This is a genomic window from Halorubrum sp. F4 (genome assembly GCF_027257195.1).
Classification (GTDB): Archaea; Halobacteriota; Halobacteria; order Halobacteriales; family Haloferacaceae; genus Halorubrum.
In genome coordinates this window covers 554679-579553 of sequence record NZ_JAPDFS010000001.1, presented here as the reverse complement: position 1 = coordinate 579553, position 24875 = coordinate 554679, and the positions used below count along the sequence as shown (strand labels likewise).

Sequence of the window (24875 nt, the reverse complement as noted above, 5' to 3'; positions counted from 1 at the left end):
TCTCCGACCATCCGATCCCCACTCCGGCCGAACGGTTTCGATCGGCCGAACCGCGGCCGTCGACTGAATCACTTAAGAATCACTTAACTACGTCCGCGGCATATCGCCCGTGAAACGATGTCACACGACGTGCGGAACAGGCTCTCGTCGATCCGTCGGGCGTTCCACAGGCACCCGGAGCCCGGCTGGTGTGAGTTCCGCACGACCGCCCGGATCGTCGAGGAACTCGAGCGGATCGGCGTCGACGAGCTGGTGATCGGGCGTGAGGCACTCTCCTCGGACCACCGGATGGCCGTCCCGCCGGAGGAGACGCTCATCGAGTGGCACGACCGCGCGGCCGACGCGGGCGTCGATCCCGCCCTGCTCGAGCGTCTCGACGAGGGACACACGGGTGCCGTCGCGACCGTCCGGAACGGCGAGGGGCCGACGGTCGGGCTGCGGGTCGACATGGACGGCGTCTCGATCCCGGAGTCGGAGGCGGCGGGGCACCGACCGGCGGACGAGGGATTCCGCTCGGAACACGAGGGGTACATGCACGCCTGCGGCCACGACGCGCACGCCACGATCGCGCTCGGAACGCTCGAGGCGGTGAAGGAGAGCGACTTTCGGGGGACGTTCAGAGTGTTCTTCCAGCCGGCCGAGGAGGTCGCCGGCGGCGGCAAGCCGCTGACCGAGGGAGGATACGTCGACGACGTCGACGAACTGCTCGCGTTCCACCTCGGTCTCGGGCGGCCGACGGGTACGGTCGTCGCGAACGCGACCCGGCCGCTCGCGATGGCACACATCAACGCGACGTTCGAGGGAGCGAGCGCGCACGCCGGCAAGGACCCGAGCGGCGGAACGAACGCGATGCAGGCGATGACGACGGCGGTCCAGAACGCCTACGGGATCGCCCGCCACGGAGACGGGCTCACCCGGGTGAACTTCGGCCGCGTCGAGGGCGGGAGCGCCAGCAACGTGATTGCGGAGGAGATCACCCTCGACGGCGAGGTCCGCGGCGAGACGACTGCACTGATGGAGTACATGCGGACCGAACTCGAACGGGTGTTGTACGCGGCCGCGGAGCTTCACGAGTGTGACGTGGTGATCCGCCGGATCAGCGAGTCGATCCGGGTCGACGGCGACCCGACGCTCGCGGAACTCGTCGAAAGCGTGGCTCGGACGGTGCCGTCCATCGACGAGGTGATTCCCGAGGCACCGCTGGAGGCGAGCGAGGACGCGACGTTCCTCATGGACCGCGTCCACCGGAACGGCGGGCGGGCGCTGTACCTCATCGTCGGCGCGGACCACCCGACCAGCCACCACACGCCGACGTTCGACCTCGACGAGCGGGCGCTCGACGTCGGGGTCGAGCTCCTGACCGAGGTGGTCTCGACGCTGGGTACCGATCGGCCGTAGCGACCGTCGAGCCGCGAGGGACGGACGACTTCCCCGACCACAACCATTAATCCGCTGAGACCCCGGTTTTCGGGTATGTCCGAAGACGAGCTTCCCCCGTCGCTCGAAACGGCGGCGGACGCCGACCGACCTCGCGGGATCTTGACCCCCTCGGACCGCGATTTCCTCCTCGGTCGCAAGACCGACTACACCGAACACTCCCGGAAACAGAAGCGCAACCGGATCCGCCGGCGGGTTCGCAACGCGGTCCTCGATTTCAGCATCCTGTACGAGTGTCTGGAGGACCGCGACCGAAAGACCGTCTTCGACCCCGACGACGAGGACCGCGAGGCGTACACGCGAGGGATAACCGACATGCTCGCGTTCCTCCATCTGGGGACGATGGGATACGTCACTCCGTTCAAGGACATGCTCTCGGAGGGCGTCGCCAAGTCCGAACAGCGGCTCGCGGGGTCGGACTACCGGATGGTCCGGGTCGAGTTCAACGTCGATCCCGTCGGCCAGATCGACGTCGACGAGGTGATAGCGAAGATCGAAGCCGACGAGTTCGAACGGATAACCGACGAGGAGCTTCGGGCGTTCGTTCGGCTGCTGTCGATGTCCGAGGAGTTCGCGCCCGACGACGTTCGCGACGGGATCAAAGCGCGCGTCGACGAGTTCGTCGCGGAGATCCGCGAGAGCGAGGAGCGGCGCGACAGGGCCGTCGAGGAGCTGACGACGGGCAAGAGACGCTGAGATCGGCCGCCGGACGCCGGCAATCGGCCGACGAACGCCGGCGGTCGGCACCGTCCCATCGGGGTCGTCTCCCGAAGGTTTCGGCTTCGCGTCTCGGGATCGATCCGCGAGGACGCGAGCCACCTGAACTTTTATCGCCTGGCCGTCGTAGGGATCGATATGAAACACGCCCAAGGCGAACTCCTCTCGATCGACCTGACGGACAGGACGGTCACGACGGAGCCGATCGACGACGTGCTCTCGGAATTCATCGGCGGACGCGGGCTCAACACGCGGCTCGCCTACGAGCGGATCCCGTTCGACGCGGACCCGCTGGGTCCGGAGAACCGGATCTACTTCTCGACGGGGCCGATGCAGTACTCCACGACCTCGTACACGGGACGCATGGCGGCGACGAGCGTCTCGCCGCTCACGAACGGGATGTTCTCCTCGAACGCGGGCGGGTTCCTCTCGCGGAACTTCACCGGAGCGGGTTACGCCGCCGTCGAACTCGTCGGCGCGAGCGACGAGCTGCTCGCGATACACGTCCGCGAGGCCGACGAGGACGGCACCCCGACCGTCGAGTTCGAGGAGGTTCCGGAGCTCGATCAGGCGGAGGTGCCTGCGGTCTCGGAGTACGTCGAGTCGGAACACGGACTGGAACCGGAACACCTGGCGTGTATCGGGCCGGCCGGCGAGAACGCGGTCCGCTTCGCGTCGATCATGACCTCCGAGACGCGCGCGTTCGGTCGGGGCGGACTGGGGTCCGTCCTCGGCGCGAAGGGCGTGAAGGCGCTCACGTTCGACGGCGACGCCGACGCCGAGGTCGACCTCGACTGGCCCGGCGAGGCCGGTGAGGTCCACCGGGAGGCGGCGACCTCGGACTCGATCATGAAACGACAGGGGACCACGAGCGTGACCGAGCTCTCGAACGCGATGGAGGCGCTCCCCTCCTACTACTTCTCCGAGCAGTCCTTCGAGGGCGTCGAGGGCATCTCCGGCGACCGCGTCGAGGAGAAGAAGTACAAGAAGGGGACCTGCTCGAACTGCGCGTTCGCGTGCAAGCTCCCGACCCGCGACGAGGAGCGCGGCATCGAGACGGAGGGTCCGGAGTTCGAGACGGTGATGGCGTTCGGCAGCAACGCCGGCGTCGACCAGATGGTGGACGTGATGGCGGCCAACCAGCTGTGTGACGAGCTCGGCATGGACACCATCTCCTGTGGGAACGTGGTCTCGATGTTCCTCGAGAGCGAGGACGAGTTCGGCAACGCCGAGCTCGCCCGCTCCGTGGTCGAGCAGATCGCCTACCGCGAGGGCGTCGGCGACAAGCTCGCGGAGGGGATCCACCGGGCACACGGGGAGTTCGGCGCGGAGGACTGGACGGTGAAGGGAATGACCTTCTCCGCACACGACGGCCGATCCCTCAACGGTCAGGGGCTCGCGTTCGCGACCTCGAACCGCGGGGCCGACCACATGTACGCCGAGTTCTATCCGTACGAGTACCCGCTCGTGAGCAAGGAGGACGCCTTCGAGCCGAGCGGACTTGACGGGAAGCCCCCGAAGATCGTCGAGAAGGAGAACCGCAACGCGATCCTCGACTCCGCGGTCATCTGTAAGTTCTCTCGCGGCGTCGTCACCGACGAGCGACTCGCGGCGCTTCTCGACGCCGACTACGAGGAACTGGTCGACACCGGCGGCCGGGTCGTCGAGATGGAGCGCGCGTTCAACAACGCCCGCGGCTTCGACCGCGGCGACGACACGGTCCCGTACACCGACCAGATCGAGGGCTTCGACGAGGGCCTCTCGGAGTACTACGAGATCCGCGGGTGGAACGACGACGGAACGGTTCCCGGATACGACGACGGCGTCGTCGGGCGATCGGTCGGGACCGCGGACGACTGATCGCGGCTGCGACCGATCGCGGCGGACTGTCGGTCACGCACGGTCCGTGACGGCGGGCGCGAGGGCGACGTCGCGAAACTCGAAGCGCGCGCCGTCGCCGTCAGCGAGCGAGAGGGACCAGCCGTGCGCGTCGGCCACCTCGGCGACGATCTTCAGTCCGAACCCGGTCCCGTCGGGGTCGGTCGAGACGCCGGCTTCGAACACCTCGCCGCGGAGGTCGTCGGGGATCCCCGGCCCGTCGTCCGCGACGTAGAACCCCGATCCGTCGGCGAGCGCGCCGACCTCGACGCGGACGTCCTCCCCGCCGTGGACGACCGCGTTGGCGAACAGGTTCTCGAGGGCCTGGCGTAGTCGGCTCCGATCGGCCCGGAACCGGAAGTCGTCGCCGATCGTGAGCGAGGCCTCCGCGGTATCGACGTTCCCCCAACACTCCTGGGCGAGCGCCGAGAGCGTCACGGGTTCGGTCTCGTCGATGGTCTCGCCCTGGCGGGCGAGCGCCAGCATGTCCTCGACGAGGGCCTCCATCCGGTCGAGCGCCCGGGCGACGGCGTCGAGCTCCGGCGACTCCGTGTTCTTCTCCTCGAACCGAGCGCGGACCAGATCGATGTTTCCGGCCGCGACGTTGAGCGGGTTCCGGAGGTCGTGAGAGACGAGGCTGGCGAACTCCTCGAGCCGGTCGCGTTCGCGGGCGATCTCGTCCTCACGCACCCGGAGCTGGCGTTCGCGTTCGATCCGGACGAACACCATCGTCACGGTCGCCGCCCAGAGACGCGCGACTGCGAGGTCCGACTCGTCGAAAGCGTCGCGTTCCGTGGACCCGACGTCGATGACGCCGTAGCGACCGAGCGGGAGGACGAGCTCGCTCCGGATGAGCGAGTCGGGGTTGTACCGATCGGCGTCCGCGTGGGTGTCGGCGACGTACTCGGGGTCGCCGGACTCGAACACCTCCCAGGAGATGCTCGACTCGTCGGGGGTAAACCGCGGGTGATCGCCGATGAGTTCGTCGGCCCGGTCGGTCCACGCGACCGGTTCCAGCGCGTCGATCTCCTCGTCGTAGAGCCAGATCGCCGCGATCGGATGTCCGAGGACCTCCTCGACGTACTCGACGGCCGCGGACGCGGCGAGCTCCCGATCCGTCGTCTTCAGCAGGTCCTGTGTCGCCTCGTGAAGCGCCTCCAGCGTCCGCGTCCGCCGGTGGAGTTCGGCCCGCTTCGCGCGCTGCTCCTTGACGTCGACCATCGTGACCACGAGATACGGCTCGCCGTCCCGCTCGAACGGTCCGAGGCTGACCGTTACCGGGACCTCGCTCCCGTCGGCCCGGCGGGCGACGAGATCGAGACTCGCCGCCATCGACCGGGGTTCCGGGTCGCTCACGTATCGCTCGAGGTTCTCTCCGGAGGTGCCGCCGTACGGATCGTACAGGAGAGATTCGACGTCGGTCCCCTCCAGTTCCACGGGATCGTAGCCGAGGACCGACTCGACGCGGTCGTTGCCGGCGTGGACGATGCCGTCGGTGTCGACTATCACGACCGGGTCGGGGAGTCCATCGAGCGCCTCGGGAAACCGGTCCATGGCTACTCCTCCGCCGGTTCGTGAACGTGACCGCACTCCGGACAGCGCACCTCCTCGCCGCGGAGGTCGGCGGAGGACGCACGCACCTCGCGCATCACCTCGCTGATCCGGTCCTCGGCCTCCAACTCGTCAGCGACCGCGAGGTCGACGCCCTCGACCTCCAGGAGGAACTTCGCGACCTCCGTCACCTCGTACATCATCTCGTCGAGGTCCTCCGCGGTGAAGAAGCCGGACATCGCGCCGTAGAGGAACGTCGCGCCCGCCTTCGTCACCTTCTCCTCGAAGGAGTAGCGCGCCTGATTGACCGCCTGCGGCGTGTACGTGTCGGTCATGAACGGGACGAGCTCGGGGAGGTTCTCGCCGATCTTCGTCATCTCCACGCCGGTCTCGGTGCGGAAGTCCGCACAGAGCCTGGCGATCGCCCACTCGCGGGCCGTGACGTACGTCCGGTCCCGGAGGAACTCGTTGACGCGCTCGTAGCGCGCACCGTCCATCTTCTTGAACCGCTCGTACTTACGCACGTCGCGGGGGACGTCCTCGGCGTCGGCCGGATCGTCGGCGTCCGCGTTGCCGTCGTCGGCACTGCCGGCGTTGTCGGCGTGGTTGGCGTCGGCGTCCGTACCGCTGGCGTCAGTACCGCCGGCGTCACCGCCGCCGTCAGCGTCAGTGTCGGCGTTAGTGTCGGCGTCGGTGGGAACAGCATCGGCGGCATCGGCGGGAACAGCATCGGAGGCATCGGCTCCCGGATCGTCGGGGTCGGCGGGGGAACCGGAAGGTTCGGTCATGTTCGACCACACTCGACGGGCGAATGAAAGGGTTGTGGGTGGCGTCTGAGGCTCCCCCTCGCCGTCGGTCCCGTTCCGCACGGCGAACCCTTTTGAGACCGGCACGCGAGGTGGGTTACATGAAGGTACTCTGTGGGATCGGGGGAAGCGACGACTCCCTCCGGGCGCTCGAGCGGACCGTCGACCGTGCCGCGGTCGCCGACGACGAGCTCACCGTGGCGGTCGTGGAGAACCCGAACGCCGACGCCGACGTGGATGAGGTCACGAAGCGGGCCGAGGAGGCGATCGCCGAGGCGGGGATCGACGCCGAGGTCCGACGCGTCGAGGGCGACCCCGGGAGCCGGCTCGTCGACATCGCCGAACGGGAGGGGTTCGACGAGATAGTTCTCGGCGGCGGACGGACCAGCCCGATGGGGAAGATCACGATCGGCCCGATCGCCGAGTTCGTCCTCTTGAACAGCATGACGTCGGTCACGTTGGTCAGATGAACGATCGACGGTATCCGGAGACGGCGGCCGACCGGTTCGAGCCGCCCCCGATCGCGTTCGTCGACCGGAAGGACCGCGAGATCGAGATACGGGCCTACGACGGTTCGGAGGGGGCCGAGGAGGCGCTGGTGTCGATGTACACCGCCTTCGACCCGTCGGACCGCGCACAGGGGATCCCGCCCGGCGGGGAACCGCGGATCCGCACGTGGCTCGAGGCGATCCTCACGGACGACTGTCTGAACGTGATCGCCTGGTGTGACGACGAGGTCGCGGGCCACGCGACGCTCGTCCCCGACGACGACGCCTACGAGCTCGCGATCTTCGTCCACCAGACGTACCAGGAGGCCGGGATCGGAACGCGTCTCATCCGCGGCCTGCTCGGTCACGGACAGGCCGAGGGCATCGAGAAGGTGTGGCTCACCGTCGAGCGATGGAACCGTGCGGCGGTGTCGCTGTACGAGAAGATCGGCTTCGAGACCTCCAACGCCGAGAGCTTCGAGTTGGAGATGGCGCTTCGGTTGAACGAGTCGGAAGCCGAGGGGTGACGGCCGAACGGGGCGGCCGCCTCTTCCGCTCGCGGATCGACGAGTTTCGCTCGGGAGGAAAGCGAACCGTTTCGCGGTTGCGGTGGCAGCCTATGAGCGTCCCGAAGGGGCGCGAACGGTACGCGAGGGACGCCACGAGCCGAGTCGTTCCTCGAGCGACGAGACCACTCTCCTCCGCCGCCTACCGCCCGATCGTACCCTGCCGGGTGACCGGCGCGTCCGGATCGATGCGGAACGCGACCACGGTCGCGTCGGCGTCGGCCGTCAGCGTGAGCCCCCGCCCGTCGCCGACGAGCAGCCCGCTCTCGGTCGCTTCGAGGGTTTCTCCGCCGCCGGAGACGGTCCCGTCGAACACGTAGAAGTACGTGTCCCAGCCGTCCTCGGCGGGGACGTCGACGTCGTCTCCCGCCTCGAGTCGGACGTCGTGGAGGTGGACCCGGTTTCGAACCGACAGCGGAGCGTCGGAGCCCTCGGGACCGAACAGGTGTCGCCACTCGCCCGCGATCGGCTCCGGAAGGGGTTCGTGCTGGATCCCCGCGGGGAGGTCGAGCTCGTACGGCCGGACGAAGATCTGGAGCATGCGTAAGGGCGGGTCGTCCGCGAGGGTACGTTCCTCGTGCCAGAACCCCTCGCCCGCGTTCATGACCATGAGGTGATCGGCGTCGGTGACGAGCTCGTTGCCCTCGCGATCGTCATGACGCATCACTCCGGCGGGCACCCACGAGACGATCTCCTCGTTTCGGTGTTGATGCATCGGGATCAGCGTGCCGGGGTCCATGAACGACTCGACCACGGTCGAGAGCGGGCCGTACCCGTGGTCCTCGTGGTCGGGACGCAGCCGACCGGGGAAGTTGAATCGGGTTCTGAACGCTCCTTGGTCGTGAAAAACCGTCGATCGCGGGGCGGTGTGAAGCGTCGCCGCCGATCCGGTGCTCATGTGGGTGATACGGGCGCGACGCACAAATAGACGGTGTCTCCCGCTCGACGGCCCGGGTTCGGATGAGAACGTGGAGGGAGCGGTCCGACGTTAGACCCTGAAGGCGGTAAAGAGGAGGAGTAGGATCGAAACGATGCAGACGAACGCGATCCAGGCGACCATGATGATCCCCGCACGCCGCATGGTGAGTTCTTCCCCGCTGAGGATCTTCCCGATGCTCATGCCGCAAGCATCGCTAAGCCGGAATATAAAACGTCGGCTTTCACTCCGCACGAGAGGGGTCGACGGTGCCCCCGAGTGTGAACGGTTTTTGCTCGCCGCCAACGATCGGACCGTATGTCCGCCGACCTCGAGGAGAAGACGGACCGGTACGAGCGGATGCTCGCCGACGCGCTCGACGCCGCGGAGCCGCGTCCTCCGGCGGACACGCCGCTCGGGGACGCCGCCGCCGACGTCGTCGAGATGGCGGAGTCGTACCTCGAGGACGGCCGCCACTTCCGGGCGAACGGGGACCCGGTCAACGCGCTCGCGTCCTACTCGTACGGGTACGGCTGGCTCGACGCCGGTGTCAGAATGGGGTTGTTCGCGGTCCCGGACGACACCGAACTGTTCACCACGTGATACGGCCGCCCACCGCGCGACCCATCGAGCGTCGCCTCGGGCTCTCCCGGCCGTATTTATGTGCCCGACTCCCGACGGGCGAGTATGGACGAACTCGCGGACCTGACCGAACGGCTCGTCTCGATCCCCTCCCACGAGGACGAGACCGCCGCCGGCGACGCCATCGAGGAGTGGCTCCGAACGGAGACCGACGCCGCCGTCGAGCGCGACGCCGCCGGCAACGTCGTCGGATATAAGCGGGCGGAAGGGAGCGACGTCCGTGGAGTCGGGACGGACCCGAACGCGGAGACGTTCGCGCTCGTCGGTCACCACGACGTGGTCCCGCCCGCGGAGCGACAGACGACGGGCGAGGGGACGGACGGGGAGTACGTGGTCGAGCGTCGGGACGGTCGGATCCACGGCCGCGGGACGGCGGACATGAAGGGCGCGGTCGCGGCCTGTCTGCTCGCGTTCCGCGACGCGATCCCGCCCGCCGGTCGCGAGCTCGCGGTCGCCTCCTTCGTCGGCGAGGAGACCGGCGGCGAGGGCGCGCGACACGCCATCGACGCGGGGTTCCGCCCCGAACACGCGCTCGTCGCGGAAGGGTCGACGAACTACTCGAAGCCGGGCGTGACCGACGTGGTCGTCGCACACAAGGGCCGCCGGGCGTCGACGCTCGTCGCGCAAGGGGCGTCGGCGCACGCCTCGGAACCCGAGGCGGGCGAGAACGCCATCTATCGAGCCTGTGACGCCGTCGACGTCGTTCGCGACCTCGACGCACCCGAGACGACGGTGTTCGGCGAGCCCGTGACGGGGTCGGTCGTCGTCACGATGTTCCACGGCGGCGACACCTGGAACGTGATCCCCGACCGGTGTGAGGTGACGATCGACGAGCGAACCGTTCCCGGCGAGCGGGCGGACCTCGCTCGCGCCGAGAGCGTCCCGGGCGTCGAGTGGACCGTCGACCAGGACCTCCCGCCGATGGGCTGTGGCGACGACGCGTTCGCGGACGCAGCGCTCGCGGTCTCACGCGAGGTTCACGAGGAACGCGGGCTCGACCGGCCGGAGCACGTCACCAAACCGCACGCGACCGATGCCGGGTGGCTCTCGGAGGCCGGGACGGAGTGTCTCGTGTGTGGCCCCTCCGAGCCCGGCGAGGCACACACGGAGACCGAGAGCGTCTCGATCGACGTGCTCGGTCGCTGTCGCGACCTCTACGCGGGGCTCGCGGAACGCGACTGGTGACCGGATCGACGGTCGAGCGCCGACGGATCGGCGGCCGAAAGTCGATTCGAGGCCGGAACCGACGCGACCGTATGGAAGGGGTTTTATGCGGTCCGGCGGAAGTGTGGCCCACTATGGGAGACAAATCGAAGGCCAAAAAGAAGCGTCTGGCGAAGGCGGAGCGCCAGAACACCCGCGTCCCCGCGTGGGTCATGATGAAGACCGACATGAACGTCACGCGAAACCCCAAGCGGCGCAACTGGCGCCGGAACGACCTCGACGAGTAAATGAGCACGAGTGATTTCGAGGAGCGTGTCGTCACCGTCCCGCTCCGCGACGCCAAGGAGAAGCCCGTCCAGCAGCGCGCCGACTACGCCGTGAAGATCGTCCGGGAACACCTCGCGAAGCACTTCTCGGTCGACGGCGACGACGTGATCCTCGACGCCTCCGTCAACGAGGCCGTCTGGGCGAAAGGTCGGCAGAACCCGCCGAGCAAGCTCCGCGTCCGCGCCGCCCGGTTCGTCGAGGACGGCGAGCCGGTCGTCGAAGCCGAGCACGCCGAGTAACGTGTTACGGGCGACCTTCACCGGCTCGTCGTACGTGGGGGTCTTCGCCCGCGTCGTCGACGACCTCCTTCTGGTCAGGCCGGACGTCGACGACGACCTCGCCGACGACCTCGGCGCGGAACTCGACGCCGACGTGCTCGCGACCACCGTCGGCGGCTCCAACACCGTCGGATCGCTCGCGGCCGGCAACGAGAACGGCGTCCTCGTCTCCGAGCGCGCGACCGATAGGGAGAAGGAGCGGATCGCCGAGGCCGCAGACCGGGAGGTCGCCGAGCTTCCCGGCCGGATCAACGCCGCCGGCAACGTCGTGTTGGCCAACGACTACGGCGCGTACGTCCACCCGGACCTGCCGCGCGAGGCGATCACGACGATAAAGGAGACGCTCGACGTGCCCGTCGAGCGCGGCGACCTGGCGGACGTCCGGACGGTCGGCACCGCCGCGGTCGCGAACGACACGGGCGTCCTCTGTCACCCGAAATCCCGTGAGTCGGAGCTACAAGCCGTCGAGGAGGCGCTCGACGTTCGAGCGGACCTCGGGACGATCAACTACGGCGCGCCGCTCGTCGGCTCCGGACTCGTCGCGAGCGACGACGGGTACGTCGTCGGCGAGGACACGACCGGCCCCGAACTCGGACGCATCGAGGAGACTCTCGGGTTCATCGACTGAGCGTCGAGAGATCCGCTTACGCTCCCGTTTTCGTCGCTTCTTTCGATACCGTTCCGCCGTCCGCTTTTAGGAAGATACTTCCCTGTCCCTGCCGGATGCCTGGACATGAGTACTTACACCGTGAGCGGACGGTTCCAGAGCAGGGACGGCTTCCAGCCGTTCAGCAAGGACGTAGAGGCGGAAAACGAGAACCTCGCACGCGAGCGCATCTACACGCAGGTGGGTAGCCAGCACGGGCGAAAGCGCACCCAGATCGAGATCGAGGAGGTGTCGGCGGCATGATGGGCGGCGGACAACAGCAGCTCCAGCAGCTCTCCCAGGAGCTTCAGGCCCTCGACGAGGAGCTCGAAGCGCTCGAGACGGAGGTCGAAGGATACCGCCAGGAGAAGGCCGACATCGACGAGGCCGTCGAGGCCATCGAGACCCTCGAGACCGGCGCGACGGTCCAGGTGCCGCTCGGCGGCGGCGCGTACGTTCGCGCGGAGGTCCAGGACATCGACGAGATCGTCGTCTCGCTCGGCGGCAACTACTCGGCCGAGCAGGCACAGGACGACGCCGTCGACGTACTCCGGCGCAAGCAGGACGCACTCGACGACCGGATCGCGGAGACCGAAGAGGAGATCGACGAGCTGGAAGACGAGAGCCAGGAGCTCGAACAGCAGGCCCAGCAGATGCAACAGCAGATGCAACAACAGCAGATGCAGCAGATGCAACAACAGCAGGCCGACGACGAGTGAGGTAACGGACCGTGTTCGACGGACTGAAGGACAAGCTGAGCAGCTTCCGTGAGGACGTAGAGGAGTCCACGGAGGGTGAGGAAGTCTCCGAAGACGAGGAGACTCACGAAGGCGAGGACGCGACGGCGGACCGCAACGAGCCGTCCGGGACCGGCTCCGCAGCCGAGACGGCCGGATCCGCCGCGGACGCCGACGCCGCAACCGGATCGGCGAAGGCGGCCGACTCCACTTCCGCGGACGATGCGGCCGACGCCTCGACGGAGCCGAGCACCTTCCAGCGCGCGAAGGCGTTCGCGACCGGCCGGATCATCATCGAGGAGGAGGACCTAGAACAGCCGCTCTGGGACCTCGAGATGGCGCTCCTGGAGAGCGACGTGGAGATGAGCGTCGCCGAACGGATCCTCGAGACGGTCCGCGAAACGATGCTCGGCGAGTCGCGAAAGCAGGTCGAGACGACCGGCGAGCTGGTCGAACGGGCGCTTCACGACGCGCTCCTCGACGTCATCGCCGTCGGTCAGTTCGACTTCGAGGAGCGCGTCGCCGAGGCCGAGAAGCCGCTGACGATCGTCTTCACCGGCGTCAACGGCGTCGGCAAGACGACCACCATCGCCAAGCTCTCGGAGTGGCTCGAGGCGCGCGGCTACTCGTCGGTGCTGGCGAACGGCGACACCTACCGCGCGGGCGCGAACGAGCAGATCGCCGAACACGCGGAGCGGCTGGACCGCGAGCTGATCGCCCACGACCAGGGCGGTGACCCCGCGGCCGTGATCTACGACGGCGTCGAGTACGCCGAGGCGAACGACGTCGACGTCGTTCTCGGCGACACCGCCGGTCGACTCCACACGAGCGACGACCTGATGGCGCAACTCGAGAAGATCGACCGCGTCGTCGACCCGGACATGACGCTCTTCGTCGACGAGGCGGTCGCCGGGCAGGACGCGGTCAACCGCGCGAAGGAGTTCAACGAGGCCGCCGAGATCGACGGCGCGGTGTTGACCAAGGCGGACGCCGACTCCTCCGGCGGCGCGGCGATCTCCGTCGCGTACGTCACCGGTAAGCCGATCCTCTTTTTGGGGACCGGCCAGGGATACGACGACCTGACGCGGTTCGATCCCGAGGCGCTCGTGGACAGTCTGCTCGGCGAGGAGTAGGCCGTCATCCGCACGGTGACGGGCTCGGACTCATTTATAAATCGCACGGGAGCGAACCGCACACGGGCGGCGGGATCAGAACCCTTAACAGTTTACCCCGATTTGTTCACGATAGCGGGATGGGATAGCCAGGAGATTCCGCCGGGCTCATAACCCGGAGATCGGTAGTTCAAATCTACCTCCCGCTACTTCTCTTCGACGATCACTCCGACGGGAGTCAGTCGTCTCGTTTCGGACCAACCCGGAAGCGATTTCCGTCGGCCAGCCGTTCGTACCCGTATGGAATACGAATCGAGCCTCGACCGTGCGATGGACGCGGTCCCGGACTTCGACGGATCCGACGAGCGGCTGTCGGTTCCCGACCCCGAAGCACAGAAGGACGGCGCGTTCACCCGACTGACGAACCTCTCGGCGATCGCCGACGCGCTGAGCCGCGACCCCGAACACGTCCACTCGAAGATCCAACAGGAGCTCGGGACGGCCGGCCAGTACGAGGACGGCCGCGCGCGCTACAGCGGGAACTTCCGCGAGCGCGACTTCCAGGCGGCGATCGACTCGTACATCGAGTCCTTCGTCACCTGCTCGGAGTGCGGCCTGCCCGACACGCGACTGGAGACGGAGAACCGGACGCCGATGCTCCGGTGTGAGGCCTGCGGGGCGTTCCGACCGGTCGCCAAACAGACGACGTCGAACACCCAGCGCCAGGAGGAGGCCATCGAGGAGGGCAACACCTACGAGCTGGAGATCGTCGGCACCGGCCGCAAGGGCGACGGCGTCGCCGAGCGCGGCGAGTACACCGTCTTCGTCCCCGGGGCACAGGAGGGCGACACCGTCCGGGCGTACATCAAGAACGTCTCCGGCAACCTCGCGTTCGCCCGCCGAGAGAACTAGCTACGACTCCATCGGACGCTCGAACTCCTTCGACGGCCACGACGTTCCGACACCTCGCGGTCCGATCAGTCCACTCGCCCGGCGACCATCGAGTGGGCGGTCCTGCCGACGTGTCGGGATACGAGCGAGTCGGCCTCCTCCGCGGATTCGAGGACGCGCTCCAGCGGGCAGTCGCGGCAGACGGCGTGGTACACTCGGGGTCGACTGGTGGATTCCATACGTCTCCCCCGTTCTCCGACGACGTAGTTAGGACCCGGCTTCCCGACCGGTAACGTCACCCTATTCGCCGGTTTCGAACCCGTCCAGGGCGACGGAAAGCATGTCGGTGCTGACCGGCTGGAACTCCTCGCGTTCGTGTTCCGGGAGGTACTCGCGGACGCCGTTCCAGGACTCGCGGGCGTACCGTGCGTCGAGGAGGACGCGAACGCCGCGCTCGTCCGGGCCTCGGATGACCCTGCCGATCGCCTGTCGAGCCTTCCGGACGGCGGGAACGGTGAGCGCGGTCTCGAAGCCCGATTCGAAGCGTCGGTCGTACGCCGTGATCACCGCCCGCGTTCGGGGTCGAGCGGTGTTGATGATGGGGACGCCACAGACGACCGCCGCGGAGAGCCGGTCGCCGCGGTAGTCGACCCCCTCGGTGAGCGTTCCGCGGAGGCTGGTGACGAGCACCTTCCCCTCGCCCGCGAAGAACGCGTCCTTGAGCGACTCGGTCTCACGGTCGCCGGAGGACTCGTCGATGAGCACCGGCTTCTCGAGGCGCGCGTCGAGCTCATCGGCGAACCACGCCGCCTCGGCGTAGTTCGGCGCGCCGACCAACACGTTGCCGTCGCGGCGCGCGACCGTCTCGACCGCGTCGAGATGGGCGAGCCGAGTGTCGGTCCGCTCGCCGGGCGCGCCGCGGTTGGCGTGGGTGAACTTCGGCGCGTCGACGGCGAAGCTCGCGCGATTCTCCTGCGGGAACGAGAGTCCGTACGTCCGTTCGACGACTGGCCGGCCCCGCTCCGCCAGGTGGTCGAGACCCGTCACCTCCCGGAACACGTCCATCGGCTCGAGCGTCGCGCTCATCACGACGCCGCCGCCGAACTCGCCGAGCCGCTCGCCGATCGGCTCGCTCGGGAGGCAGTTGTACAGCGCGAGGCTCCCGTTGTACGCCCGCCGCCAGGAGTCGGGCGGTTCGGTCCCGTCGTGGGTCCGCTCGAGGTCGATCGCCCGGAAGAAGTCCGTGTACCCCTCGCGATACCACGCGTTCAGCGTCCGCCCGACGCCGGGAGCGGCGCGCCGTTTGTCCTCCTCGGAGAGCGAGTCGAGGACACGCTTGACCGTCGCGCCGACGGCGGGCGCGCGCGACCAGACGCGGTCGCCGTACCCGGCCTCCCTTGCCCACGTCGTGATCGCGTCCTCGCCGGGCTCCTCGGGGTCCCGGAGCGGGATCTCGTCGTCGTCGAGTTCGCGCATCGACGCGCGCCAGTCGGGGCGTTCGCGGTCGAGATGGGCGGTGACTCGACGGTCGATCTCCGCCCGGAGGTCCGCGTAGAACTCCCGCACCGCCTCCAGCTCCTCGAGCGTCACGTCGCCGTCCTCGAGCTCCCCGCGAACGAGGGCGGCGTCGTCCGACTCCGCGCCTTCGGTTTCGAACGAGAGCGGCTGAACGACGCGCGTGATCTCCGAGACGGCGTCCCTGAGGCTCGCGTCGGCGACCGCGTCGCTGACGAGGTCCCGGACGCGCGGCTCGAGCATGTGTGCCTCGTCACAGACGACGAACGTCGACTCGTCGAGGAGCGCCCCCGTGAACGTCGCGGTCGTCGTCGGGTCGAAGGCGTGGTAGTAGTTCCCGATCACGACCTCGACCTCGGGCACGAGCGTGCCCATCACCGAGTGGGGACACGAGCCGCGGCTCGCCGAGAGGCGGACGAGTTCGTCGGCGTCGACGTGGCCGAGCTCGGTAACGTCGAACGGGACCGCCTCCGCCGGATCGCCGCCGTCGTCGGGGATGTCGTCGAGGAAGCCCGCATAGAACGGGCAGAACTCCGTCTCGCCGAACGTCTCGGTGTCCGGGCGGTACGGGGTCGGCTCGCCGTCGACGGCCAGGTAGTCGGCGGCTCCGCCGCCGTCGACCGATCCGGTCGCGGTTCCCGAATCCAACAGGCCGACCTGTTGGCTTCGCGCCTCGCTCGCGAGGGTGCCGGCGCTCGTCTCGCCGCCCTCGCCGACGAGGTTGCGGGTGCGTTCGCGGAGTCCCTCACATCGCTCGTAGACGTTCTCGCGATCGATCCCGCCGCGGTTCTCGCGTGCGTACGGACAGACGTCCGCCTTGCCGACGAGCGTCAGTCCGGATACGGGATCGTAATCGTCCGGGAGGTTCGCGTTGACGGCGTCGAGGTCCGTCTCGAACTGACGGAGCTGCTGTTTGACGCTGGTGAGCACGAACACGCGCTCGAAGTCCGAGTCGGGGTCGCGGACGCGGTCGATCCCCGCGGTCAACGCCAGCATCGTCTTGCCGGTTCCACACGCGCCCTCGAGCGCGAGGAACCCGCCGTCCTCGGCGGCGTCGATCGCGGCGTCGATGCCGTCCGCCTGCTCGGGGTACGGTTCCTCGTGGCCGAAGACGTCGGCCCACGGCGGATCGTTCGTCACTACGACCGGGTTACGCCCGACCCCGGATAAACCTTCAGAGCGGACGCGGGAGGCCGCCGTCGAATCGTCTCCCGGTCACTCGACGGTCCCGCGTCCGCCGGGGAGTCCCCTGCCGGCGTGGAGCGCCCCGAGAACGACCGCGACCGTGAGGACGCCGAGCCCGCCGGCGACGAACGCGGCGTCGAACCCGATCCGCTCGGCCGCGACGCCGAGCGCGCCGCTACCGGTCGATTCGAAGAGGAGGGCGATCCCGCTGAAGACGGCGTACGCGCTGGCGCGGTTGTCCGCGGGAAGCGAGTCGAGGAGGAACGTGTCGGCTGCGGGAAACATCGCGTGGATCACGAAGCCGATCGCGACGGTGGCGGCGACGATCGTCACGGCGGATTCGGCGACGACGAGTCCGAGGAGCGCGCCGGCAAAGGAGACGAGGATCCCGAGGAGGTACGGGATCTGCGGGAGTCGGTCGGCGAGCTGGCCGCCGAACCAGAACGCGGGAAGCCCCGCCGCGAAGACGACGGTGAGAAGCGAGTTCGCGAACGGGGTCGAGAGTCCCTTGATCCCGGTCAGGTACGTGACGTAGAAGTTGAACACGCCCTGCCAGACGAACCCGGGTGCCGCGACGACGACGATCACGAGGAGGATCACCCGCCAGTGGGAGAGCGCAGACCGGAAGTCGCGGTCCGCGCCCGCGCTCTCGGGAAGGGGATGCCGGCGGAGCACGACGAGGAGGACCCCGGTAACCGCGAGCGCCGCGACCGCGAGCAGCCGGAAGACGTCGCTCCAGCCCGCGACGAGGAGGATCCCGACCACGACGCCCGGAGCGACCACGGCCGCGAGCTGGCTCGCTGCACCGTGGATCCCGATGGCTCGGCCGCGCCCGCTCGGGAAGAGTTCGGCGACGAGCGGCACCGCCGCGACGAAGTACGCTCCCGAGGCGAGCCCGATGGAGAGCGCGCCGACCTGTAACGTCAGGATGGACTCGGCGCTGCCGGCAACGGTCGCGGCGGCCGCGAGCGCGACGCCGGATCCCAACACGACGTAGTGTCGCGGGACTCGCGTGAGGAGGTAACCGACCGGGATCCGCGGGAGCGCCGACCCCAGCCACACCAGCGTCGTGACGGAGCCGACGACCGCGGGGCTCGCCCCGAACTCCGAGCCGATCGTCGGGACGAGGGGCGCGAACGCGACGCGTCCGAGGTTGATCAGGAAGACGAGTCCACAGAGCGTCCCGAAGGTCCGCCGAGTCATGCCGGTCGGGCCCGACGGTTCTCGGGGGGGACCGGGCCGGTCAGAACCGGCGGAACGATCTCCCGACCGTCACACGCCACAGACGTCGAAGAGGTCGTCCAGCGTCTCGATCTCCCAGGTGGGCCAGACGTTGAGTTCCCAGTCGCGGCGGTGCGGGCGGCGGATGAACGCGGAGTCGACGCCGGCGTTCTCCGCGGCCTTCACGTCGGACTCGTTGTCGCCGACGAAGAGCGCCGAGTCGGCGTCCAGATCGCCGAGCGCCCGCTCGAGGTAGTGCGGGTTCGGCTTCCGAAGCTGGAGGCTGTGGATCGTGGGCTCGCGGCCGTAGGCCGCGCCGAACTCCTCGAAGCCGTCGAAGTGGTCGACGAGGAAGTCGACGGTCGCCTGCTGGTTCGAGGAGACGATCCCCATCTTCACGTCGAGGTCCTCGAGGGTGTCGAGGTCGTCGTAGGGCGTCTTTCGGCCCGCGCGGGCCTCCTGCTGTTGGGCTCTCGAGACCACGTCGTCGCGCGTCCGCCAGAACGACCCCGGATCGAGGTCGTACGTCTGACAGACGGTCCCCACGCTGCCGGGGGTCGCGCCGATCGTCATTCGCTCTACGTCGTCGGGGTCGGGGTCGTCGACGCCGCACTCCTCGAACGCGTCCCGGGTCGCCTCCCGGAGCACGTCGAAGCGCGTGCGGCCGACGAGAACACCGTCGTTGTCGAAGACGACGGTATCGTATCTCATAACGTCAGTCCTCGCCCGACGCTTAAAAACGTTTCACCTCAGTATCGGTTTCGATTCCGAGAGATCCCTGATTCACGTTCTCTCGACGGGAAAATCGAGCCATATGGGATATGAACCTGCGTCATCGGATGAACCGACCGATACCCGCACCGACGACATCGTTAACACTTCGCCCGCCGCCGACACACACGACACGAGGTCAACCCATGATAACGATCGACATCGATGGAACGACGTTCACGGCCGAGCTCCACGAGGACCGAGCGCCCGAATCGGTCGCGGCGGTCCGCGAGTTCCTGCCGCTGGAGTCGGAGCTCATGCACGTCCGCTGGAGCGGCATCGCCACCTGGATAAACATCGACGAGATCGACCTCCCCGAGATCCCCCGGGAGAACCACACGGTCTACCCGTCGCGCGGCGACCTCCTGTTGTATCCGGGGTATCGGAACGAACAGGAGATCCTCCTCCCCTGCGGGCCGACGTGCTTCAAGAGTCCCGCTGGCGAACTCGCCGGCAACCACTTCGCGACGGTGGACGCGACCGCGGAGGAGCTTCGCGAGATCGAACGGGCGACGCTCCGCGACGGCGTCCACGACGTCGAGATCAGCATGGGCGACTCGTAGCGACGGCCAGGATCTGAGGGCACGGAGCCGTCTCAGTGGTTCACTTCGACGCCGCGTCGAACTCGCCCTCCCTGTCGTTGAGCAGCATCCAGTACGTGACGAGCGCCGCGGCGTGGCCCTCCCCGTCGTCGACCCGGCGCGAGGTCGCCTTGTACGCCTCGTGGATCACGCCGGTCAACGGGAGGGCGGTTCCCCGTTCGTCGGCGAACTCCCGCGCGTAGCCGAGGTCCTTGTTCCAGATCGCCAGCGTTCCGAGCCCCTCCATCGCCTGACCGAACTCGCCGGTGAAGTAGCCCTCGTACATGTCGAACTCGAGGAAATCGGTGAACGGCGTCGGGTCGACCCCGTTGTCACGGACGAACTCGACGACCTCGGCGTCGACCGCGTGGTGGCCGGCGTAGCGCATCTGGAGCCCGAGCTTGAACACCGTCGCGTCGGGGACCGCCCCGATGCGGACGTGGTCGTCCGCGATGACATTCAGGACCTCCGCGGCTCGCTCGTAGGCCCGTTCGGATCCCCCGGCCATGACGTGGTACCCCTCCCGCGGCGAGCCGCCGGTGATCGTCGCCTCGACGAAGTCGGCACCCACCTCGGCACACAGTTCCTCGCAGGCGACGGACGTGTCCGGGTGGGTCGTCGACGCGTCGACGATGAGCTGTCCTCGGGCGAGCTCCGCGAGCAACCCGCCCGTGCCCTCCATCGTCGCCTCCACTTCGACCGAGCCGGGAAGCGCGAGGACCACCACGTCGGTGTCCCGGGCGACCTCGGCGGGACTCTCCGCGGCGCTCGCACCGCGGTCGGTCGCGTACGCCACCTGGTCGTCGTCGACGTCGAACGCCGTCACGGGATACCCCGCGTCGCGTAACCGGTCGACGAACCCCTTGCCGATGTAGCCGACGCCGATCACGCCGATGGAAGTCATCGTCGACCGATCGGCGCGACGCCCCAAAGCGGTATCGGCGGCGGTCGCCTCGGGGGACCCCTCGGTTTTTGTACACCTGCGGCGGACGGTCGGACATGCGAGTCAGCGTCATCGGCGGGAGTTCGATCCCGCCCGAGACGGCGGCGGTCGCGGAGGAGTTGGGAGCGAAACTCGCCGATCGCGGCCACACCGTTGTCTGCGGCGGGCTCGGCGGGGTGATGGAGGCGGTCTGTCGGGGAGCCCGCGAGGCGGGCGGGAGCGATGAGGGGGACGGGATCGTCGAGACGATCGGGATCCTTCCGAGCGACCGCCGCGAGGACGCGAACCCGTACGTCACCACGCCGATCGCGACCGGAATGGGCCACGCCCGCAACGCGCTCGTCGTGATGAACGGCGACGCCGCGGTCGCGGTGAACGGCGGTCCCGGGACCCTCTCGGAGATCGGGCTCGCGCTCGCACTCGGCCGGGCGGTCGCGGGGATCGACACGCACGACGTGGAGGGCGTCGAGGCAGTCGGCTCGCCGAGCGAGGCGGTCGACTACGTGGAGAGAGCCGTCGGGAGTGTGGAAGAGGCCGTCAGGAACGAGGAAGACGCCGGAAATCGTATGTGAATGCGTCGCGTACCGCCGACCGATGGCCCTCGCTATCGTCCTCCTCTACGGCCTCGTCGGGTTCGGAGTCGTGGCGTTCGCCGCGTTCGTCGGGTCGATACGGGCGCTCCAGGTGTACTTCGATCCCGACGCGGACAGCTACTTCCTCGACGACGACCACGACCCGCCGAACCTCCGGTAGGGTGACACCGAAGGCTCCCGGGAGGGCGGTATCGAGAGCTCCCGGAAGGGAGGCGTCCGCGGCGATCTACCAGGTGTCGTGGAACGTGTCGAACTCGATCTGGTCGAGGGGGCGCTCGCCGATCGCGGCCTCGTACTCGCCGGGCGTCAGCATGGGCTTGTGGAAGCGCGGGCCGTCGTCGGTCGTGATCCGGGGACAGCCGGTGTTGACGAACGCGTCCATGTCGAAGTTGCGAAGGCGGTCCGGGGTCACCTCGTCCATCGTGATGAGGTAGGCGTCCTCGTTGTTCTCGACGATCTCCTGTGCCTGCTCCCAGCGACCCTGTCCGATCTTCGTACAGAAGATGACGCCCCACTTCTCGGCGTCCATCGCCTTGTGGACCGAGGCGTACCGCTGTTTCAGGAACTGGTCGTGTTCGGCGATCGAGACTGCGTTGTTGACGGGGTCGGCGATGACGACGGTCTTCTCGGGGTGTTCCATCGCGAGCCCGACCGGGTGGAACTTCCCGCCGCCGACGTACAGCACCTGGTCGGCCGGAATGTCCGCGGACGCGTAGTTACAGCCGAGCACCTGTCCCTCCTTCGTGAGGCGGTCGTCGCCCCGGCGGGTGTGGACCTCGTAGCCGCGCTCCTCGAGCCAGTCGGTCATCTCCTCGAAGCGGTTCATGTGCTGGGCGGTCGTCACGAGTCCCACGTCCGGGTCCTCCTCGGGGTCCGGAAGCTCCGCGAGCGACTCCTCCATGATCGGGAAGGGGTCGACGTTGGAGAAGAGCGGCACGTAGACGATGCTGTCGGACTCCTTCATCGGCGTGTGCCCGAAGTGAACGAACACGTCGGTTCGGCGCATCAGGTAGGTGTCGAGGTCGCACGCGCCGTAACACGGCTGGCCCGACAGCATGAACGTCACGTCGTCGGGGGCGACCTCGCGGAGGTCGTCGGCGACCTGCGGGCCGCGGCGTTTGAGCCCCTCGGGGAACTGGAGGCCGACCTTGCTCGCGTTCCGCTCCTCGATGGCCTCGACGATCCGGTCGAGTTCGTAGTCCCACTCTCGGTCGTGTTTCAGCGACATCCCCGTCTTGGTGAGGTCGCCCTCCGTGGACCCGCTCATGTCGATCTGATCGTGGGTCTGGACGGTTAAACCGCGCGTTCGACGGTCGAAGGGTCGACACTAGTCGAACTCGGTCGGATCGGCTTCGATCGAACCGAGACCGGCCGGGCCGCCCGGAGGGAGACCGCCCGAACCGGAACCGCTCGGGGCGAGACCGCGCCGAACCCTACTCCATATCGCTGCCGCGGAAAAGCGCCAGTTCCTCGGCCTCGTAGATGTTGATGAGTTCGTTCACGATCTCGTCGTACTCCTCGTCGTCGATCCGCAGCGCGTCGAGTCGCTCGACGGTCGACTCGTCGAGGTGTATCTGTGGCATGGACGACGGTTGGCCGCCGGGATTCAAAAACACCCGGTCGGGTTCGCGGACCTCGAGAGGACGTCCACGGACCCGCCCGGCTTCGGATCACTCCCCATCGAACCGGGCGGAGATCCCGTCCTCGGCCGGCGCCGACCGGTCGGCGAGCGCGCGACGGGCCGACCGCCGGACGTCCGCCTCGACGAGCCCGTCGCGCTCGAAGGCGACCGTGCCGTTGAGTTCGACGACGCTGTCGGCCTCGGGGACGAGGTCGAGCACTTCCGCGGTCGAGAGCGGGCGGGGGGCCTCGCGTTCCGTGCCGATGAGCTCCGGCACGGTGTCCGCCCACTCGAAGAGCGGATGGTACTCCGTGCCGACTCGCGCGGCGGTCGACGGGAACGAACGCCACGTGACCGCGTGTTCCGTCTCCGAGAGCGAGCGAACCCGAACCAACCCCTGAGCGCCCGCGCGCTCCGGCGTGACCGCGATCGCGGACGGATCGCCGGCGAGACGGACGCCGGCGTGCTCTCGGACACGCGCGAGCGTGACGCTCGCCGCGAGCGGCGTCGCGCTCGCCAGCAGTCCGACGAGCGTCCGGACCCGTTCCGCGTCGAGCGTGCCGTCGACGGCGAGCGACGCGAGCGATCCGGCGTCCACCGACGCCAGGGCCGGCGCGACGCGCCCGGCGCGCTCGAACACGGTCGTGGTCGGCACGCGCTCGAGGGCCGCGACGTCGACGACGCCGCCGGCACAGGCGACGCGGGTTCCGTCGATCGGAAGCGAACACGCCGACAGACCGACGTCCGGATCGGCGAGCCGATCGCGAAGCTCCTCGCGGGTCGGCCGGACGAGAACCTCCCACGAGTCGACGCCGTCGGGCGGCCCCGGCTCCGTCATCGCTCGCTCGAACGCCCGGGCCCGCTCGTCCGAGTCCGCGATCAACGACACGCGCAGGTCGCCTTTCGTCGGACGGGACCGCGCGAGTCCGTTCTCGTACGCGGCGGCGGTCAGGGCGGCGGTGCCGGACGGAAGCGGCACGTCGTCCGGGTTCGGCGTCCCCTCATCGACCGCCAGCGTCGGAGCGGTCGCGGCCGCGACCGCGGTCGGCGAACCGGACCCGGCGGGCTCGCCGCGCTTGCGCGAACTCTCGCGGTCGTCGGAGGCCGTCGCCACCGACGATCCGCGAACCCGGATCGGCGCGAGCAGGTGCGCGAGGTGGCCGAGCAGTTCCATCCCCGACGGCCCGGGTCGAAGGACCGCCGTCGTCGGCCACTCGGGGAGGTACGGCTCGACGGTCCCCGGATCGACCTCGAGGTACTCCATCAGCCGGTCGGCCATCGGCCGATCGGCCAGGTTCGGGGGATAAAACGGCAGGTCTCCACCGATCCGCTCGTACTCGTATCGATCGGAAGGGACGTACCCCTCGGTCCGGGCCAGCGAGTCCAGAAGCAGCGTCGTTCCGAGAAGCTCCGAAACCCGACGTTCGAGCGCGGGGCCCTCGCTCGGCAGCGGCTCGACGTATCCGCTCTCGAGCCGAAGCTCCGGATCCGAACCGGACACGACGGTCGCTCCGAGGTAGTAGGCCAGCGGTGCGACCCGATAGACGTCGGCGTACGCCGCCGGGACCGCGATCTCGACGCCGGCGTCCGGGATGTCGAGGTGGTCGGGGACCTCGAGCGCCTCCCCGCGCCTGATCCGCGGGGGATACCCGCGGAGGGTGGGCCAGGACCGCTCCGGCGACGCCTCGGCGATCGACGAGCCGAGCGCCGACACCGCCGTCATGAGCGCCTCCGGGTCGTCGGGGACGGAGATCGTCGCCTCCGGACGGGTGTGAAGCGATCGCCCGCCGACGGTCACGGTCGTCGGTCCGTCGAACTCGACCTCGACGGCTCTGCCGCCCGCCATCCCGGTCGCCGATACCTCGACGTCGACCGCGCGGACGAACGCCTTCGTGGCGCCGACGACGTCGAAACAGTAGGCGCCGCGCGACAACTCGAGGTCCTCGCTGAGTTCGGCGACGAACTCGCCGCCGGACTCGCGGACGCTCACCGTCGAGTACTTGGGGATCGAGAACGACTCGGCGTCGAAACTCACCGCCCGGTCGACGGGGAGCGCGAACAGGTCGGTGATCGCGGGCCGCGGCTCCGGCTCCCGGTCGAAGCGAAGCGAGAGCCGCTCGCCTTCGATCGCGTCGCGGACGTGGAGCGTCTCCCCCTCGGTCTCGAAGGTCACCCGTCGATCGTCGTTCGAGTGATCGTCGTCCGGGTGATCGTCGGCCGGGCGATCACCGTTCGATCCGGTCATCGGACGAGGAAGTCGCGGGGAGCGTATGACCCTGTCGGTCGCTG

29 protein-coding genes and 1 tRNA gene are annotated in these 24875 nt (G+C 68.5%); 18 read left to right on the top strand and 12 right to left on the bottom strand.

Going from position 1 to position 24875, the window contains the following annotated elements; genetic code table 11:
- The first annotated feature begins 117 nt into the window (after positions 1 to 117).
- The 3 genes from OKW78_RS02985 to OKW78_RS02975 all read left to right on the top strand — a co-directional run bounded on the left by OKW78_RS02985 (position 118) and on the right by OKW78_RS02975 (position 4014).
- Positions 118 to 1398 (top strand): amidohydrolase, encoded by a 1281-nt coding sequence (locus OKW78_RS02985; RefSeq protein ID WP_281193818.1) that lies wholly within the window; start codon positions 118 to 120, stop codon positions 1396 to 1398.
- Positions 1399 to 1473: 75 nt separating this feature from the next.
- On the top strand, positions 1474 to 2133 hold the full coding sequence (locus OKW78_RS02980; RefSeq protein ID WP_281193817.1) for a hypothetical protein: 660 nt from the start codon (positions 1474 to 1476) through the stop codon (positions 2131 to 2133).
- Positions 2134 to 2292: 159 nt separating this feature from the next.
- Positions 2293 to 4014 carry an aldehyde ferredoxin oxidoreductase family protein gene (locus OKW78_RS02975; protein WP_281193816.1) on the top strand — a complete coding sequence of 574 codons (1722 nt, stop codon included), beginning with the start codon at positions 2293 to 2295 and terminating at the stop codon, positions 4012 to 4014.
- Between the two features lie 33 nt (positions 4015 to 4047).
- Here OKW78_RS02975 and OKW78_RS02970 read toward each other — a convergent pair whose 3' ends face one another.
- Complete coding sequence (locus tag OKW78_RS02970) at positions 4048 to 5586, bottom strand: ATP-binding protein (protein ID WP_281193815.1); 1539 nt, start codon at positions 5584 to 5586, stop codon at positions 4048 to 4050.
- A gap of 2 nt (positions 5587 to 5588) precedes the next feature.
- Positions 5589 to 6371, bottom strand: coding sequence for a DUF5806 family protein (locus OKW78_RS02965; protein WP_281193814.1), 783 nt, complete (start codon positions 6369 to 6371; stop codon positions 5589 to 5591).
- A 119-nt stretch (positions 6372 to 6490) separates the two neighbouring features.
- On the opposite strand from OKW78_RS02965, the gene OKW78_RS02960 reads away from it, so the two are divergent.
- Together OKW78_RS02960 and OKW78_RS02955 are read left to right on the top strand one after the other, a co-directional pair.
- The gene (locus OKW78_RS02960) at positions 6491 to 6859 is read left to right on the top strand and encodes a universal stress protein (RefSeq protein ID WP_281193813.1); all 369 of its coding nucleotides are present in this window, start codon (positions 6491 to 6493) and stop codon (positions 6857 to 6859) included.
- Complete coding sequence (locus OKW78_RS02955) at positions 6856 to 7404, top strand: GNAT family N-acetyltransferase (protein WP_281193812.1); 549 nt, start codon at positions 6856 to 6858, stop codon at positions 7402 to 7404. Before OKW78_RS02960 ends, OKW78_RS02955 begins: the two co-directional genes overlap by 4 nt.
- A gap of 181 nt (positions 7405 to 7585) precedes the next feature.
- On the opposite strand, the gene OKW78_RS02950 is transcribed toward OKW78_RS02955, so the two are convergent.
- Positions 7586 to 8341, bottom strand: coding sequence for a pirin family protein (locus OKW78_RS02950; RefSeq protein WP_281193811.1), 756 nt, complete (start codon positions 8339 to 8341; stop codon positions 7586 to 7588).
- A 90-nt stretch (positions 8342 to 8431) separates the two neighbouring features.
- Positions 8432 to 8563: a hypothetical protein gene (locus OKW78_RS02945; RefSeq protein ID WP_275263146.1), complete on the bottom strand. Its 132-nt coding sequence runs from the start codon at positions 8561 to 8563 to the stop codon at positions 8432 to 8434.
- 114 nt (positions 8564 to 8677) lie between these two features.
- Between OKW78_RS02945 and OKW78_RS02940 the strand changes: the two genes are divergently transcribed.
- The 10 genes from OKW78_RS02940 to OKW78_RS02895 all read left to right on the top strand — a co-directional run bounded on the left by OKW78_RS02940 (position 8678) and on the right by OKW78_RS02895 (position 14177).
- Entirely contained in the window at positions 8678 to 8962 is a 285-nt protein-coding gene (locus OKW78_RS02940; RefSeq protein WP_281193809.1) for a DUF357 domain-containing protein, read from the top strand.
- An 84-nt stretch (positions 8963 to 9046) separates the two neighbouring features.
- Complete coding sequence (locus OKW78_RS02935; protein WP_281193808.1) at positions 9047 to 10186, top strand: M20 family metallopeptidase; 1140 nt, start codon at positions 9047 to 9049, stop codon at positions 10184 to 10186.
- Between the two features lie 113 nt (positions 10187 to 10299).
- A complete protein-coding gene (locus OKW78_RS02930; RefSeq protein WP_023498294.1) occupies positions 10300 to 10452 on the top strand; it encodes a 50S ribosomal protein L39e in 153 nt (50 codons plus the stop codon).
- A complete protein-coding gene (locus tag OKW78_RS02925; RefSeq protein WP_281193807.1) occupies positions 10453 to 10731 on the top strand; it encodes a 50S ribosomal protein L31e in 279 nt (92 codons plus the stop codon).
- 1 nt (position 10732) lies between these two features.
- Entirely contained in the window at positions 10733 to 11398 is a 666-nt protein-coding gene (locus OKW78_RS02920; RefSeq protein WP_281193806.1) for a translation initiation factor IF-6, read from the top strand.
- A gap of 105 nt (positions 11399 to 11503) precedes the next feature.
- Entirely contained in the window at positions 11504 to 11680 is a 177-nt protein-coding gene (gene rpl18a / locus OKW78_RS02915; protein ID WP_281193805.1) for a 50S ribosomal protein L18Ae, read from the top strand.
- The gene (pfdA, locus tag OKW78_RS02910; protein WP_281193804.1) at positions 11680 to 12135 is read left to right on the top strand and encodes a prefoldin subunit alpha; all 456 of its coding nucleotides are present in this window, start codon (positions 11680 to 11682) and stop codon (positions 12133 to 12135) included. Before rpl18a ends, pfdA begins: the two co-directional genes overlap by 1 nt.
- A gap of 11 nt (positions 12136 to 12146) precedes the next feature.
- Complete coding sequence (gene ftsY / locus OKW78_RS02905; RefSeq protein WP_281193803.1) at positions 12147 to 13286, top strand: signal recognition particle-docking protein FtsY; 1140 nt, start codon at positions 12147 to 12149, stop codon at positions 13284 to 13286.
- A 113-nt stretch (positions 13287 to 13399) separates the two neighbouring features.
- A tRNA-Met gene (locus tag OKW78_RS02900) sits at positions 13400 to 13474 on the top strand.
- Between the two features lie 91 nt (positions 13475 to 13565).
- The gene (locus OKW78_RS02895) at positions 13566 to 14177 is read left to right on the top strand and encodes a translation initiation factor IF-2 subunit beta (RefSeq protein WP_122104928.1); all 612 of its coding nucleotides are present in this window, start codon (positions 13566 to 13568) and stop codon (positions 14175 to 14177) included.
- 65 nt (positions 14178 to 14242) lie between these two features.
- On the opposite strand, the gene OKW78_RS02890 is transcribed toward OKW78_RS02895, so the two are convergent.
- From OKW78_RS02890 to OKW78_RS02875, 4 genes are all read right to left on the bottom strand, one after another.
- Positions 14243 to 14395: a hypothetical protein gene (locus tag OKW78_RS02890; RefSeq protein ID WP_281193802.1), complete on the bottom strand. Its 153-nt coding sequence runs from the start codon at positions 14393 to 14395 to the stop codon at positions 14243 to 14245.
- A gap of 61 nt (positions 14396 to 14456) precedes the next feature.
- Positions 14457 to 16811 (bottom strand): ATP-dependent DNA helicase, encoded by a 2355-nt coding sequence (locus tag OKW78_RS02885; protein ID WP_281193801.1) that lies wholly within the window; start codon positions 16809 to 16811, stop codon positions 14457 to 14459.
- A gap of 75 nt (positions 16812 to 16886) precedes the next feature.
- Positions 16887 to 18059, bottom strand: a complete 1173-nt coding sequence (locus OKW78_RS02880; RefSeq protein ID WP_281193800.1) for an MFS transporter — start codon at positions 18057 to 18059, stop codon at positions 16887 to 16889.
- A gap of 69 nt (positions 18060 to 18128) precedes the next feature.
- On the bottom strand, positions 18129 to 18788 hold the full coding sequence (locus OKW78_RS02875; protein WP_066415651.1) for an HAD family hydrolase: 660 nt from the start codon (positions 18786 to 18788) through the stop codon (positions 18129 to 18131).
- A 206-nt stretch (positions 18789 to 18994) separates the two neighbouring features.
- On the opposite strand from OKW78_RS02875, the gene OKW78_RS02870 reads away from it, so the two are divergent.
- The gene (locus tag OKW78_RS02870) at positions 18995 to 19411 is read left to right on the top strand and encodes a DUF3830 family protein (protein ID WP_281193799.1); all 417 of its coding nucleotides are present in this window, start codon (positions 18995 to 18997) and stop codon (positions 19409 to 19411) included.
- A gap of 40 nt (positions 19412 to 19451) precedes the next feature.
- On the opposite strand, the gene OKW78_RS02865 is transcribed toward OKW78_RS02870, so the two are convergent.
- Positions 19452 to 20333: an NAD(P)-dependent oxidoreductase gene (locus OKW78_RS02865; RefSeq protein WP_281193798.1), complete on the bottom strand. Its 882-nt coding sequence runs from the start codon at positions 20331 to 20333 to the stop codon at positions 19452 to 19454.
- 95 nt (positions 20334 to 20428) lie between these two features.
- Here OKW78_RS02865 and OKW78_RS02860 point away from each other — a divergent pair, with 95 nt between their 5' ends.
- Together OKW78_RS02860 and OKW78_RS02855 are read left to right on the top strand one after the other, a co-directional pair.
- Positions 20429 to 20944 (top strand): TIGR00725 family protein, encoded by a 516-nt coding sequence (locus OKW78_RS02860; protein WP_281193797.1) that lies wholly within the window; start codon positions 20429 to 20431, stop codon positions 20942 to 20944.
- 22 nt (positions 20945 to 20966) lie between these two features.
- Positions 20967 to 21125 (top strand): hypothetical protein, encoded by a 159-nt coding sequence (locus OKW78_RS02855; RefSeq protein ID WP_281193796.1) that lies wholly within the window; start codon positions 20967 to 20969, stop codon positions 21123 to 21125.
- A gap of 66 nt (positions 21126 to 21191) precedes the next feature.
- Here OKW78_RS02855 and dph2 read toward each other — a convergent pair whose 3' ends face one another.
- From dph2 to OKW78_RS02840, 3 genes are all read right to left on the bottom strand, one after another.
- A complete protein-coding gene (gene dph2, locus OKW78_RS02850) occupies positions 21192 to 22232 on the bottom strand; it encodes a diphthamide biosynthesis enzyme Dph2 (RefSeq protein WP_281193795.1) in 1041 nt (346 codons plus the stop codon).
- Between the two features lie 166 nt (positions 22233 to 22398).
- The gene (locus tag OKW78_RS02845) at positions 22399 to 22548 is read right to left on the bottom strand and encodes a hypothetical protein (RefSeq protein ID WP_281193794.1); all 150 of its coding nucleotides are present in this window, start codon (positions 22546 to 22548) and stop codon (positions 22399 to 22401) included.
- A gap of 87 nt (positions 22549 to 22635) precedes the next feature.
- Positions 22636 to 24831 (bottom strand): hypothetical protein, encoded by a 2196-nt coding sequence (locus tag OKW78_RS02840; RefSeq protein ID WP_281193793.1) that lies wholly within the window; start codon positions 24829 to 24831, stop codon positions 22636 to 22638.
- Positions 24832 to 24875 lie beyond the last annotated feature (44 nt).